The organism is Salinibacterium sp. ZJ450, assembly GCF_011751885.2.
Classification (GTDB): Bacteria; Actinomycetota; Actinomycetes; order Actinomycetales; family Microbacteriaceae; genus Ruicaihuangia.
On sequence record NZ_CP061771.1, the window covers coordinates 2,074,063 to 2,087,592 of the forward strand.

At 67.2% G+C, this 13,530-nt stretch carries 13 protein-coding genes; 6 read left to right on the top strand and 7 right to left on the bottom strand.

Going from position 1 to position 13,530, the window contains the following annotated elements:
- The first annotated feature begins 139 nt into the window (after window positions 1-139).
- The 3 genes from pepN (at window position 140) to HCT51_RS09915 (ending at window position 4,221) form a co-directional block, all read left to right on the top strand.
- Window positions 140-2,686 carry an aminopeptidase N gene (gene pepN, locus HCT51_RS09905; protein ID WP_166873391.1) on the top strand — a complete coding sequence of 849 codons (2,547 nt, stop codon included), beginning with the start codon at window positions 140-142 and terminating at the stop codon, window positions 2,684-2,686.
- Window positions 2,687-2,767: 81 nt separating this feature from the next.
- Complete coding sequence (locus HCT51_RS09910; RefSeq protein ID WP_166873394.1) at window positions 2,768-3,775, top strand: mechanosensitive ion channel family protein; 1,008 nt, start codon at window positions 2,768-2,770, stop codon at window positions 3,773-3,775.
- A 44-nt stretch (window positions 3,776-3,819) separates the two neighbouring features.
- Entirely contained in the window at window positions 3,820-4,221 is a 402-nt protein-coding gene (locus HCT51_RS09915; RefSeq protein ID WP_166874549.1) for a globin, read from the top strand.
- Window positions 4,222-4,284: 63 nt separating this feature from the next.
- Here the strand turns inward: HCT51_RS09915 and HCT51_RS09920 are convergent, their stop codons facing one another.
- The gene (locus HCT51_RS09920) at window positions 4,285-5,163 is read right to left on the bottom strand and encodes an SDR family oxidoreductase (RefSeq protein ID WP_166873397.1); all 879 of its coding nucleotides are present in this window, start codon (window positions 5,161-5,163) and stop codon (window positions 4,285-4,287) included.
- 105 nt (window positions 5,164-5,268) lie between these two features.
- Between HCT51_RS09920 and HCT51_RS09925 the strand changes: the two genes are divergently transcribed.
- Complete coding sequence (locus HCT51_RS09925; protein ID WP_370626813.1) at window positions 5,269-6,975, top strand: FAD-binding dehydrogenase; 1,707 nt, start codon at window positions 5,269-5,271, stop codon at window positions 6,973-6,975.
- Here the strand turns inward: HCT51_RS09925 and HCT51_RS09930 are convergent.
- The gene (locus HCT51_RS09930; RefSeq protein ID WP_166873400.1) at window positions 6,944-7,618 is read right to left on the bottom strand and encodes a DUF8185 domain-containing protein; all 675 of its coding nucleotides are present in this window, start codon (window positions 7,616-7,618) and stop codon (window positions 6,944-6,946) included. The two genes, HCT51_RS09925 and HCT51_RS09930, sit on opposite strands and share 32 nt — an antisense overlap.
- Before the next feature lie 71 nt (window positions 7,619-7,689).
- On the opposite strand from HCT51_RS09930, the gene HCT51_RS09935 reads away from it, so the two are divergent.
- Window positions 7,690-8,556, top strand: a complete 867-nt coding sequence (locus HCT51_RS09935; RefSeq protein WP_166874556.1) for an acyl-CoA thioesterase — start codon at window positions 7,690-7,692, stop codon at window positions 8,554-8,556.
- A 9-nt stretch (window positions 8,557-8,565) separates the two neighbouring features.
- On the opposite strand, the gene HCT51_RS09940 is transcribed toward HCT51_RS09935, so the two are convergent.
- The 5 genes from HCT51_RS09940 to msrA form a co-directional block, all read right to left on the bottom strand.
- Window positions 8,566-9,054 carry an acyl-CoA thioesterase gene (locus HCT51_RS09940; protein WP_166873403.1) on the bottom strand — a complete coding sequence of 163 codons (489 nt, stop codon included), beginning with the start codon at window positions 9,052-9,054 and terminating at the stop codon, window positions 8,566-8,568.
- Window positions 9,055-9,056: 2 nt separating this feature from the next.
- On the bottom strand, window positions 9,057-10,739 hold the full coding sequence (gene ettA / locus HCT51_RS09945; protein WP_166873406.1) for an energy-dependent translational throttle protein EttA: 1,683 nt from the start codon (window positions 10,737-10,739) through the stop codon (window positions 9,057-9,059).
- Window positions 10,740-10,862: 123 nt separating this feature from the next.
- Window positions 10,863-11,423: a single-stranded DNA-binding protein gene (locus tag HCT51_RS09950; RefSeq protein ID WP_166873409.1), complete on the bottom strand. Its 561-nt coding sequence runs from the start codon at window positions 11,421-11,423 to the stop codon at window positions 10,863-10,865.
- Between the two features lie 220 nt (window positions 11,424-11,643).
- On the bottom strand, window positions 11,644-11,859 hold the full coding sequence (locus HCT51_RS09955) for a methyltransferase (RefSeq protein WP_166873412.1): 216 nt from the start codon (window positions 11,857-11,859) through the stop codon (window positions 11,644-11,646).
- Window positions 11,860-11,925: 66 nt separating this feature from the next.
- Window positions 11,926-12,453: a peptide-methionine (S)-S-oxide reductase MsrA gene (msrA, locus tag HCT51_RS09960; RefSeq protein WP_166873415.1), complete on the bottom strand. Its 528-nt coding sequence runs from the start codon at window positions 12,451-12,453 to the stop codon at window positions 11,926-11,928.
- Window positions 12,454-12,564: 111 nt separating this feature from the next.
- On the opposite strand from msrA, the gene HCT51_RS09965 reads away from it, so the two are divergent.
- Window positions 12,565-13,509 (top strand): EamA family transporter, encoded by a 945-nt coding sequence (locus HCT51_RS09965; protein ID WP_166873418.1) that lies wholly within the window; start codon window positions 12,565-12,567, stop codon window positions 13,507-13,509.
- The last annotated feature ends 21 nt before the right edge of the window (window positions 13,510-13,530 follow it).

Genomic DNA, 13,530 nt, shown 5'->3' on the forward strand with positions numbered 1-13,530 from the left:
GTGCTGGCGCGCGCTCGAACGCGCCGTAAACAGGGGCTCTCCCCCGGTAAATCTGCTGTTCGCGATAGGTTGGTTCACGGTGTTGTCGCCTGCTGTGCGCACAACCTACACATCCCGTTCGCAGAACCCAGGAGCACCCGTGCCAGGAGAGAACCTCACCCGCGTCGAAGCCGAAGAGCGCAAGGCGATCGTCGACGTCGCCAGCTACGACATCACGCTTGACCTCACCACCGGCGACGAGACGTTCTCGTCGGCGACCGTGGTCAGCTTCACGGCAACGCCCGGTGCCTCCACCTTCATCGATGCGTTCACCCGCACCGTGCGCCGCGTCACACTGAACGGCGTGGACCTGGACCCGGCCACCGTCAGCGACGGCGTGCGCATCCAGCTCGACAATCTGCAGGCCGAGAACGTGCTCGAGGTCGAGGCGGATGCCGAGTACACCAACTCCGGCGAGGGACTGCACCGCTTCGTCGACCCGGTCGACGGCGAGGTCTATCTCTACTCACAGTTCGAGGTTCCCGACAGCCGCCGCATGTACACCGTGTTCGAGCAGCCCGACCTGAAGGCAACCTTCCGATTCACCGTCACCGCCCCCGCCGCATGGCAGGTGGTCAGCAACTCCCCCACCCCCGAGCCGCAGCCCATCGAGGGCACGGACAAGGCGATCTGGCGGTTCGAACCCACCCCGCGCATCTCCTCCTACATCACCGCGCTGGTCGCCGGCCCGTACGCGGTGACCCGCAGCGAGCTCACCAGCCGTGACGGCCGCACCATTCCGCTCGGCGTCTTCAGCCGCGCCTCGCTGTCGCAGCACATGGACGCCGACTACATCTTCGAGAAGACCCGTCAGGGCTTCGCATACTTCGAGGAGAAGTTCGACTACGCCTACCCGTTCGAGAAGTACGACCAGCTGTTCGTTCCCGAGTTCAACGCGGGCGCGATGGAGAACGCCGGTGCGGTGACCTTCACCGAGACCTACGTGTTCCGCAGCAAGGTGACCGACGCGATCAAGGAACGCCGCGTCGTCACCATCCTGCACGAGCTGGCGCACATGTGGTTCGGCGACCTGGTCACCATGAAGTGGTGGAACGACCTGTGGCTGAACGAGTCGTTCGCCGAATGGGCGTCGACCATCGCCACCGCCGAGGCCACGGAGTGGACCGAAGCCTGGACCACGTTCCAGGCGATGGAGAAGAGCTGGGCATACCGGCAGGACCAGCTGCCGACCACTCACCCGGTTGTCGCCACCATCAACGACCTCGAAGACGTGCAGGTCAACTTCGACGGCATCACCTACGCCAAGGGCGGATCGGTGCTGAAGCAGCTGGTCGCCTGGGTCGGCCGGGACGCCTTCTTCGCCGGGGTCGCCGCCTACTTTAAGAAGCACAAGTTCCAGAACACCGAACTGCGCGACCTGCTCGCCGAGCTCGAGGTCACCAGCGGTCGCGACCTGTCCGGCTGGTCGGCGAAGTGGCTGGAGACCGCCGGCGTCAACACCCTGCGCCCCGAGATCAGCACAGACGAGAACGGGGTCATCACCGGTTTCGCGGTGCTGCAGTCCGCACCGGAGTCACACCCCACGATCCGCCCGCACCGCCTCGCGATCGGCTTCTACAACCTGAGCGGCACCAAGCTGGTGCGTGACGAGCGCTTCGAGCTCGACATCGACGGTGAGCGAACGGATGTCGCGGAGCTGGTGGGCAAGCGACGCCCCGACCTTGTGCTGATCAACGACGACGACCTGGCCTACGCGAAGATTCGCCTCGATGAGGCATCCCTGCAGACGGCGATCGCCCACCTGAGCGACATCGAGAACCCGCTCGCCCGGGCGCTGGTCTGGGGATCGGTGTGGGACTCCACCCGCGACGCCGAAACCAGCCCCACCGACTACATCCGGCTGGTGCTCGGCAACATCGCGACCGAGACCGAGTCGACGACCATGCGGCTCACGCTCACCCAGCTGGCCACCACGGCCCGCACCTACATCGTCCCTGCCGAGCGAGCGGCGGCGATCGAGTACATCGGTTCGACGCTGTGGGAGTTGGCACAGCTTGCGGCACCGGGCTCTGACGCCCAGTTCCAGTTCGTCAAGTTCTTCGCCAACCTGGCGTCGACCGGCGACCACGTGGCGGCGCTGCGCGGGCTGCGGGACGGCACCGTCGTGCTCGAGGGCCTGCCCATCGACACCGACCTCGCCTGGGAGCTGTTGGATGGTCTGGTGCTGAACGGCGCCGCCACCGACGCCGACATTGCGGCGGAGCTCGCGAAGGACAACACGGCGAACGGCCAGCAGGCCGCCGCCCGGGCGCGGGCCACCGTTCCCACGTCGGAGTCGAAGCTGGCCACGTTCACCGAGCTGGTCGACAACGACAAGCTGCCGAACGCGATCGTGCGCAACACCACGCTCGGCTACCAGCATGTCAACGACGCCAGCGCCCTCGCCCCGGTCGTCGACCGCTACTTCGCGAGTCTCAACACGATCTGGGAGAGCCGCAGTTACCACATTGCCGAGACGCTGATCGACGGGCTGTACCCGGCACCGCTGGCCTCGCAGGAACTGGTCGACAAGTCGCGGGCCTGGCTGGATGCCAACCCCGAGACGCCGGCGCTGCGCCGCCTGGTCACCGAGAACCTCGCCGGTGTCGAGCGGGCGCTCTCGGTGCAGGCACGCGACGCCGGCTGACCGCCGGCGCCGGCCGGCGCCCGGCGGTGACCTGGCGACTCAGAAAAGTCCCGCCCACCGTTCCGTACACTTGTCGGCGATATGGATGCATTCGACTGGGCTGGTTTCTGGGCGGGATGGGCTGCGTTCTGGGTTGCGTGGCAACCCTTGATCACCGTCATCCTGACCCTCATCGGGGCGTTCATCGCCGTTCGACTGCTGCGATTCGCAATCGAACGAGTGGTGACCCGCATTGTCAACGGTGCGAAGAAGAAGCAGAATGTCAACGACACGCAGGCGTTGATGAACTCCCCGCTGACGGCGGCCCGCACGGTGCAACGCACCAGGGCGCTCGGCAGTGTGCTGAACAGCGTCGCCACCGCCACGATTATTGTCATCACCGTGCTCGCGCTGATCTCGACGCTGCTCCCGAACGCCACCGGCGCGTTCGCGGTGATCAGCGCCGCGGTCGGCGCCGGCCTCGGCTTCGGCGCCCAGAACATCGTGAAAGACGTGCTGAACGGGTTGTTCATGGTTGCGGAAGACCAGTTGGGCGTCGGTGACGTCGTGGACACCGGATTCGCCACCGGGGTGGTTGAAGGTGTCGGCATCCGCATCACCCAGGTTCGAGACGTCAACGGCACGCTCTGGTTCGTGCGCAACGGCGAGATCCTCCGGGTGGGCAACATGTCGCAGGGTTGGGCGCGCGTGATCATCGACATGGCCGTGCCGTACGACACGGAGGTCGAGACGATCCAGCAGCACCTGCTGAAGACGGCCACCACGATGGCGAACGACGGCAAGTGGCGTCACCGCATCCTCGAGAAGCCGGAGATCTGGGGAATCGAATCGGTCTCCGCCGAAGCCGTCGTCGTGCGGTTGGTGGTCAAGACCCGTTCCGCCAGCAAGGACGACGTCGCCCGCGAGTTGCGTGCCCGTCTGAAGCAGACCCTGGATGACATCGGCGTGCGACTGCCGGCGCTGAACAGCCTCGTGGTCGCCGGCGCCGAGAACTCCGGTCGGCGGGGTTCCCGTGTGGGGAAGACGTCGGCACTGCCCGTGCCCACGAATCAGGCCGCTGACCCCGGCCCGAAAGGACAGACCCCGTGACCGAGCAGTCGATTCCGAGCACGCCCGCCCCGGTCACCCTGCGGATGGGGCCAGGCCAGGATCGTGTCGGCGGCAACTTCTACGACGAGGTGGGCGGCCAGCCGGTATTCGACCGCATGGTGCGCGCGTTCTACGAGGGGGTGCGGCAGGACGACCTGCTGTGGCCGATGTACCCGGAGCACGACCTCGAGGGCGCCATCCACCGGCTCAGCACGTTCCTGATTCAGTACTGGGGCGGACCAACCACCTACGGTGATGAACGCGGCCACCCTCGCCTGCGGATGCGGCACGCCGCGTTCCGGGTGAACCCGGCCGCCCGAGACCGCTGGCTGCTGCACATGCGCGCCGCGGTCGACACACTGGAGCTGAGTCCCCTGCACGATGCCACCCTGTGGGCGTATCTGGAGCGGGCGGCGCACGCCATGGTGAACACGTTCGAGGACTGACCCCCGGCAATAACAGCCGCCCTCCTGCTGAAAAGCGGGAGGGCGGCTGCGTTGTGTTGACTATTACGCGGCGGCAGCCTCGGTGTCGCCGAGCGCCTCGGCGAGACCCTCCACGAGCGGCGTCGTCGGGCGACCGATGAGGCGAGCGAGCTCGCCGGTGGTCTCCGCGAGCAGGTTGTCGCGGGTGTTGGCGTCCAGGCCGACGAAGAACCCTACGGTACCCTCGTCAAATCCGGCGCCGGTCAGGATCTGCGCATGCTCCTCGGCGGTGACCGCACGGTACACGACATCCGTTCCCAGCACTTCGGATGCTGCCGTGGCGAGATCCTGCGGCGTCCAGGCCACGTCACCGGTGAGCTCGTACACCGCGCCTTCGTGTCCGGATTCGGTCAGCACCACGGCGGCGGCCTCGGCGTAGTCCTTGCGGCTGGCGCTGGCCATCCGGCCCTCGCCGGCGCTGGAGACGATCGCGCCGGTCGCGGCAGCCGCCTGCACGAGCCCGACCGAGTTCTCGGTGTACATGTTGTTGCGCAGGATCGTGAACGGGATGCCCGACTCGCGGATGAGCTGCTCGGTCGCCTTGTGCTCCGGGGCGAGCAGGTGCGGCGTGCTGTCCGCGTTGGTCAGGCTGGTGTACGCGAGAAGCTTCACGCCCGCCTCCTTGGCGGCATCGATCACTGTGGCATGCTGCGCGATTCGTCCGCCCACCTCGCTACCGGAGATCAGGAGCACCTTCTCAGCGCCGGCGATCGCCGCGGCGATCGTCTCGGGCTGGCCGTAATCGGCAGTCCGCACCTGGACACCCTGCTCGGCGAAGTCAGCGAGCTTCTCGATCGACCGTCCGATCGCGATGATCTGATCGGCGGCAACGCCGCGGGCGAGAAGGGCGTCAAGCACGAGGCGGCCGAGGTTGCCGGTGGCTCCGGTTACAGCAATAGTCATCAATAAACCTTTCGAGGGGGACACGGGAGATAACCGGCGGGCGGTGGCCGTTGTTCCCGATCCGGTCACTAGATTGAGAACAGCCACGAGACGAAGGAGCTCTGGATGTCGCGTCCCGCCCCCGGCATGACCGGACACGTCGACGCGCTCATCATCGGGGCAGGCCTCGCGGGCCTGGTCGCTGCCGGTGAACTGCTCGACGCCGGCAAGCGGGTGATCATCCTCGAGCAGGAGCCGGAGTCCAATCTCGGCGGGCAGGCGTGGTGGTCGTTCGGCGGGGTGTTCCTGGTGAACTCACCGGAGCAGCGCCGCATGGGCGTGCGCGACAGCCACGCCCTCGCCCGTCAGGACTGGCAGGGCAGCGCAGGATTCGACCGGGTGGACGACTCCTGGGCGCGGGACTGGGCCGAGGCATACCTCGCCTTCGCCGCGACCGAGAAACGGGACTGGTTGCGGGAGAAGGGCGTGCGGTTCTTCCCTGTGGTGGGCTGGGCCGAGCGCGGCGGCTACGGCGCGATCGGGCCGGGCAACTCTGTGCCCCGGTTCCACATCGTCTGGGGTACCGGGCCCGGGCTGCTCGCCCCGTTCGTGCACCGGGTCAGGCAGGGCGTTCGCCGGGGCTCCGCCGACATCCGCTACCGCCACCGGGTCGACGCACTGGTGCTGGATGACGGCCGTGTGGTGGGCGCCCGCGGCTCCCTGCTTCGGCCAGACAACGCCAAACGCGGCTTCGCCAGCAACCGCGAGGTGGTCGGTGAGTTCGAGCTGCGCGCCGACGCGGTGGTGGTCGCCAGCGGCGGCATCGGTGGCAACCAGGATCTGGTGCGCGCCTGGTGGCCCGGCCGGCTCGGGCGGCCCCCGGCTCACATGCTCAGCGGGGTGCCCGCGCACGTGGACGGGCGGATGTTACAGATCAGTGAGAACGCCGGGGCGCGTGTGGTGAATCGGGACCGGATGTGGCACTACACGGAGGGCATCGCCAACTGGGACCCGGTGTGGGCGCGGCACGGCATCCGGATCCTGCCCGGCCCGTCGTCGCTGTGGTTCGACGCCACCGGCCGGCGGCTGCCCGCGCCGTTGTTTCCCGGCTACGACACGCTCGGCACGCTGGCGCACCTGCGGTCGACCGGGCACGACCACAGCTGGTTCCTGCTGACCCAGCGGATCATCGAAAAGGAGTTCGCGCTGTCCGGCAGCGAGCAGAACCCCGATCTCACCGGGCGAAGCCTGTTCGCACTGCTGCGCCGGCTCGGGCCGGGCGCGCCCCGACCTGTGGAGGCGTTCAAGCGGCACAGCCCGGACTTCGTGGTGGCCGCGACGCTCGACGAACTGTTCGCCGGCATGCAGTCCCGCTCCCCCGGCATCGCCCTGGACGTGGCGAACATCCGCCGCGAGATCGAGGCCCACGACCGGGCGCTCGATAACCGGTACGGCAAGGACGCGCAGATCACCGCCATGCGCGCCGCTCGCCGGTACCTCGGCGACCGGCTGATCCGGGTGGCGAAACCGCATCGGCTCCTCGATAAGGGAGCAGGACCGCTGATCGCGGTGAAGCTGCACGTGCTCACCAGGAAAAGCCTCGGCGGCATCCAGACCGATCTCGACGGTCGGGCGATCGGGGTGCACGGCAGGCCGATTCCCGGCCTGTACGCCGCCGGTGAGGCGGCCGGTTTCGGCGGGGGCGGCATGCACGGTTATCGTGCGCTGGAGGGCACGTTCCTCGGCGGGTGCCTGTTCAGCGGGCGCACGGTGGGCCGCACCATCGCGACCGGAGGGCACGCTACCGGGCGAGCGTCCACGCGCGGCGTTTGACCAGCACGTGGCCGCGTTCGGTGGTCAACCGGGTCCACGGGCCCACCTCGAGCACCTGCACCTCGTCGTCTGAGAGGAAACCGAGGCTGAGCGCGGCGAACGCCGCGCCGGCCGGCACATGCTCGAGACCCTCGATCGGGCGTCCCCACACCTCGCTGCGCACCTTGTGCACGATCTGCTCGCCCCGGCCGCTCGGCACCGCGGTGGCCACCTCGTCGATCCCGGCATGAGCGGTGCGCTCAAGAAGCGCCGCGGAGGTTGATTCGTGGGTGCGCCAGCCGCCCTTCGGCGGAGAGATGGCCGCCCAGGTGACGGTGTTCACCTCGAGCGGCAGCGTCACAGTGACCGGAGCCGCGGCATCCGTCACCTCGCCCTTCAACCGCTCCAGCCGCTGAATCAGCGACCGCACCGGAACCACGGAATCGAACTCCGGCCGGTCCTCCAGCGCGAAAGTACGCAACCCCAGCACTGTGGGAGTCTCATCGAGCAGTCCCGCCGGATACAGCACCGCCACGTACACGGCGAGCACGCCGGAACCCGCGATCAACCGCACCGACCCGTCTTCGACTCGGCTGGCGCGACCGAGGAACACGTCCAGGTCGCCGAGGGCAAGGGCATCAACAAGGGTAAATTCGCGCGTCATGTCCCTCCCAAGCTACAGGCACTTCTAGACTGCCAAGGGTGACCGAACCCATTCACCTCCCCGCAGCAGGCATGTTGAACGCGCTCGACCTCACCGCGGTCGGCGCCGAGGCCGGCATTGACCGGTTCCAGGGGCCCAGCGTTTCCATGCCACACGGCCGTGTCTTCGGCGGCCAGGTGCTCGCCCAGTCGATCCTGGCGGCGATGCGCACCGTCGACGAGTCGCGGGTGATCCATTCGATCCATGGCTACTTCCTGCGTCCCGGCGATGACCAACTGCCGATCGACTTCGGCGTGGACCGCATCCACGACGGGCGTTCGTTCAGCACCCGCCGCGCCCAGGCCTACCAGCACGGCAAGCCGATCCTGTCGCTGATCGCCTCATTCCAGACCGAGGATAAGGGCCTCGACCATCAGGCGACCATGCCGGAAGGGCTGCCAGAGCCGGAGTCGCTGCCCGGCATCGCGGAGCAGCTGGCGAGCCTCAACAGCGAGCTCGCCACCCGGGCGATATCCGCGGCCGCGTTCGACCTGCGCCACGTTCCGTCACGGGTTGGTGCGGATGGCGCGGCGCCCCCGATCCAGGCGGTGTGGATGAAATCTCTCGCCGACCTGCCCGATGACCCCAACCTGCACCGCGCCGCGCTCGCCTACGGCAGCGACTACACGCTGCTCGAGCCGGTTCTGCGGCGGCACGGTATCCCGTTGTTGACCGAGGGGCTGAAGATCGCCAGCCTCGATCACGCCATGTGGTGGCACCGGTTCGCGCGCGCGGATGACTGGCTGCTGTACGTGCAGGAGTCGCCCAGCGCCTCGGGCGGCCGCGGTCTCGCTGTCGGCCGGATGTTCACCCGTGACGGCGTGCTGGTGGCCAGCGTCGCCCAGGAGGGCATGATTCGGCTGCCGCAGTTCGCGCACGAGGCTCAAGGGCTTGCTTAGCCGGCTTGCTTAGCCGCGCTTCGCGAACTCCACCGGCGCTGCGACGTACGGTTGCCACGCCTGCCGCTCGCTGTCGCGAACGCGGCGCGGGCGGCCAGACCCGGAGTCGACCAGCACCACGGTCGTCGCCGCCCTGGCATACAGCACGAACGGGGTGGCCCCGATCGGCGAGCACACCTCGTAGCAGACCTCGATGCTCGCGCCTCCGATGCGCCCGAGCCACAACTGCACGTCGAGCGGCTGCCGCAGGTATGGCACCGGCGCCAGGTACTCGATCTCCTGACGGGCCACCAGCGTGATCGTGTCCGACCCAGGCCGGGCATCGATCACCGCGGTGGATGCCCCGGCGGCGTGCTCATCGCCGACGAGCGACTCGTCGAGCCAGAACGCCTGCACGCGCACCTCTTCAAGCAGGCGCAGCATCGTGGCGTTGTTGACGTGCCCGTATGCGTCCAGGTCAGCCCAACGCAGCCGGATGGGCACGTGCAGGCGCGCCACGATTAGTTCCTCGTGAGCTTCCGGTAGGCGGAGCGGTGGGGCTTCGCGGCATCCGGTCCCAAGCGTTCGATCTTGTTCTCTTCGTACGCCTCGAAGTTGCCCTCGAACCAGTACCAGTTGCCCGGGTCTTCCTCGGTGCCCTCGTAGGAGAGGATGTGCGTGGCGATGCGGTCGAGGAACCACCGGTCGTGGGTGATGACCACGGCGCAGCCGGGGAACTCGAGCAGCGCGTTCTCGAGGCTCGACAGGGTTTCCACGTCGAGGTCGTTAGTCGGTTCGTCGAGCAGCAGCAGGTTGCCACCCTGCTTGAGGGTCAGCGCCAGGTTGAGCCGGTTGCGCTCACCGCCGGAGAGCACGCCGGCCTTCTTCTGCTGGTCCGGGCCCTTGAACCCGAACTGCGAGACGTAAGCCCGCGAGGGGATCTCGGTCTTGCCGACCTGGATGTAGTCGAGCCCTTCGGAGACAACCTCCCAGAGGGTCTTGTTCGGGTCGATGCCACCGCGAGTCTGGTCGACGTAGGAGATCTGCACCGTCTCGCCGACCTTCAGGTCGCCGTTATCGAGCGGCTCCAGGCCCACAATGGTCTTGAACAGCGTGGTCTTGCCCACACCGTTCGGACCGATGACGCCGACGATGCCGTTGCGAGGCAGGGTGAAGCTGAGGCCCTCGATGAGCTTGCGGTCGTCGAAGCCCTTGGCGAGGTCCTTGGCCTCGATCACGATCTGACCGAGTCGGGGACCTGCCGGGATGACGATCTCTTCGAAGTCGAGCTTCCTGGTGCGCTCAGCCTCGGTGGCCATTTCCTCGTAGCGTGCGAGGCGCGCCTTCGACTTGGCCTGGCGGCCCTTCGCGTTGGAGCGCACCCAGTCCAGTTCCTCGGAGAGGCGCTTGGCGAGCTTCTGGTCCTTCTTGCCCTGAACCTGCAGCCGCTCCGACTTCTTCTCGAGATATGTCGAGTAGTTGCCCTCGTAGGGGTACAGGCGACCGCGGTCGACCTCGGCGATCCATTCGGCGACGTGGTCGAGGAAGTACCGGTCGTGGGTGACGGCGATGACGGCGCCGTGGTACTGGGCCAGGTGCTGTTCCAGCCACAGCACGCTCTCCGCGTCAAGGTGGTTTGTGGGCTCGTCGAGCAGCAGCAGGTCGGGCTTCTGCAGCAGCAGCTTGCAGAGCGCCACGCGACGCTTCTCACCACCGGACAGGTAGGCGACCTCGGCGTCTCCCGGCGGGCAGCGCAGGGCATCCATGGCCTGCTCGAGCTGCGAGTCGAGGTCCCAGGCGTCGGCCGCGTCGATCTCTTCCTGCAGGGTGCCCATCTCGGCGAGCAACGAGTCGAAGTCGGCATCCGGCTCGGCCATCGCGGCAGAGATCTCGTTGAAGCGGTCGATCTTGCCCTTGATCGGGCCGACGCCCTCCTGCACGTTCTCGAGCACGGTCTTCGACTCGTCGAGAACCGGCTCCTGCATCAGGATGCCAACGCTGAAACCAGGCGTCAGCTTGGCCTCGCCGTTGCTGGGGGTGTCGAGGCCCGCCATGATCTTCAGGATCGTGGACTTTCCGGCACCGTTCGGGCCGACCATTCCGATCTTCGCCCCCGGAAGGAATGCCATAGTGACGTCGTCGAGGATGAGCTTGTCGCCGACCGCCTTGCGGGCGCGGACCATCGAGTAAATGTATTCGGCCATGCCGCCCAGTCTAGGCGGGATCGGCTGACCGCTCTCCTTGAGCGGGGTGGCCCTCGTGAGCCACAGCCCGCCCCTTCCGAGTGCACCGGTGTAGGAAGTGCCCGCAGCGCGGATCCGCAGCTCCTAGAACGGAGTGCGCGGCGACGCGCCTGCATCCGCGTACTGGTCGGCCGCGGGGCCGTCCGACTCCGGGTTTGCATCCGGAACCAGCGCGCCGGAGGCGGCATCCGCGGGCGCAAACTCGGCCTCTTCTGTCGGCGTTTCGTCGTCGGGCGCCGGCCCGTCCATGTCCGGCGCGGTGTCGCGGCCGAAACTGTCGCTCCGTGAGGGGGCGGTGCGCGTGAACGCGCTGGTGCCGAAGGTCAGGTCGTGGCCGACCGAGTCGGCGTCCACCTCCACGGCGGTGCCGGATTTGGTGGAGTTCTCCCACGACTTGAGGCGAAGTTTTCCGGTGACGATCACCCTCTGCCCCTTCTTGATGGAGATCATGCTGTTCAACGCCAGCCCCCGAAAGGTGCTGATTGTGTACCAATTGGTGTACGTGTCCACCCACTCCTGCTTGTCCTTGTCGAAGCGACGGTGGTTGGAGCCGAGGCGGAAATCCGTGATGGGCACACCCTTGTCGGTGAGCCGGTGGTTCGGCTCTGTCGCGACAAATCCGGTGAGCGTGATGGTGTCGGTCATGTCAGGTCCGTTCTGTGATGGATGACGCGGTGTCGGATGACGCGGTGGACGAACCCCGACGGCGAGCTCGTGCCGGGAATCTCGCCAGCCGGGGTCCGTCTGCACAGTGTTGCCGACCCGCGCACAGCACGAACGCCGGATGTCCCCGTCTGGGGAACATCCGGCGTTCGACGACCTGTGGAGGCCTAGATGGTGGCCCGCGGTCAGGGAGTCCCGCGCGTTAGTGCTCTCGGAACTCCGGGCGACCGGTGCCCGGCGGCAGGCTTGCCACGAGCGCGTTCTTCACCACATCGAGCGTGGGGTACACGCCGCGCGTCTGGTCGTCACCGAGCAGCTTGAAGGTGAAGCCCTCTTCGGTGCGGTGCACCGAGCCGAGCGCGCCCGCCGGACCGAATGCAACCCAGGTCTGCAACACGTTGGCCGCGTTGTCATTCATCAGTGAACCCCTTTTCCTGTGTCGCTCGCGACGCTACGCCGGATACCGCGCACTGTCGACAGCGCGTCAGAGCGGCTTGATGTACTCCGTGTAGCTGGCGCGGATCTTGTTGACCTTCGGCACGGCGACCGCCATGCAGTAGCCCTGGCCGGGATTCTTGGCGAAGAAGTCCTGATGGTAGTCCTCTGCCTCGAAGAACACGCCAAGGGGCTCCAGTTGGGTGACGATGCCGCCGTCCCAGTACTCGGATGCGCGCTGCAGCGCCGACTCGAACAGCGCTTTCTGCTCGTCGTCGGTGTAGTACATCGCGGAACGATACTGCGTGCCGATGTCGTTGCCCTGCCGGTTGAGCTGGCGCGGGTCGTGCAGGGTGAAGAACACGTCGAGGATCACCTCGGCGGGGATCACATCGGGGTCGAATGTGACGGCCACCGCTTCGGCATGACCGGTTGTGCCGGTGCACACCTGTTCGTAGTTCGGGTTCGGGATCCCTCCCCCGGTATAACCCGACACCACATCCGAAACACCATTCAACGTGCGGTACACCGCGTCGAGGCACCAGAAACAACCACCGGCGAGCACAAAGGTCTGCATACCCAAACCCTAAGCTGTCACCATGAGCGACGTCGCCGTGTCCCAGCGTTATGACAGCATGCCGTATCGCCGATCCGGGCGCGGCGCATCACGGCTGGCGGTCAGCTGAGCGTGGGCTACGTCTACGCACTGCTTGCGGCAGTGCTCTTCGGAGTGAACGGCAGCGTGACGAAGGTCACCATGGAAGCCGGCCTTGACCCCACGCAACTCACCCAGTTCCGTGTGCTCGGCACCGCGATCCTCGCCGGGATAGCGCTCGGCGTCATCGATCGCCGGGCGTTCCGCGTAACCGCCCGCCAGCTGGCCTGGTTCGCCTTCCTCGGCGTGTTCGGCGTCGCGCTGCTGCAGGCCAGCTATGCCGTGGCGGTTCAGCTGCTTCCCGTCGGCATCGCGCTGCTGCTTGAGTACATGGCCGTGCTGCTGGTCGCCGTGGTGGCGTTCTTCTTCTTCCACGAGCGGGTGAAGGCGCGGCTCTGGGTGGCGATCGCCTGCGTGCTCGCCGGGCTGGCGTTGGTCGCCGAGATCTGGGCGAGCGAGCTGAACGGCGTGGGCGTGCTGATGGCGCTGGCCGCGGCTGTGATGCTGACGATCTACTTCCTGGTCGGGGAACGTCAGGTTGCCGCGACATCCCCGCTCGCCGTGTCGTTCTGGTCGATGGCGTTCGCGGCGGTGTTCTGGGCGTTCCTCAGCGGGTGGTGGCGCATCGACCCCGTGTCGTTCGTGACGCCTGTCTCGCTCGGCGGCAACCTGGCCTCAGTCGAAGTGCCCATGCTGGTGCCTCTGCTCTGGAACGTGGTGCTCGGATCCTTCGCCCCGTTCCTGCTCAGTTTTCTGGCCCTGCGTCACCTGCCCGCCACTGCGGCTGGCGTGGTGGCGTCGTCAGAGGTGCTGTTCGCGTTCTTCTTCGCCTGGCTCTGGCTGGGCGAGTCGCTGGACGCGGTGCAGCTCATCGGCGCGGGCGTGGTGCTCGTGGGCATTGTGCTGGCACAGACCGCCCGGGCAGGAAAGGTAGTCGACGCCGACCTGGCGCTGCCTGACCTGGCCATCCGCCGCTGATATCGCGGATTTCGCAATTTC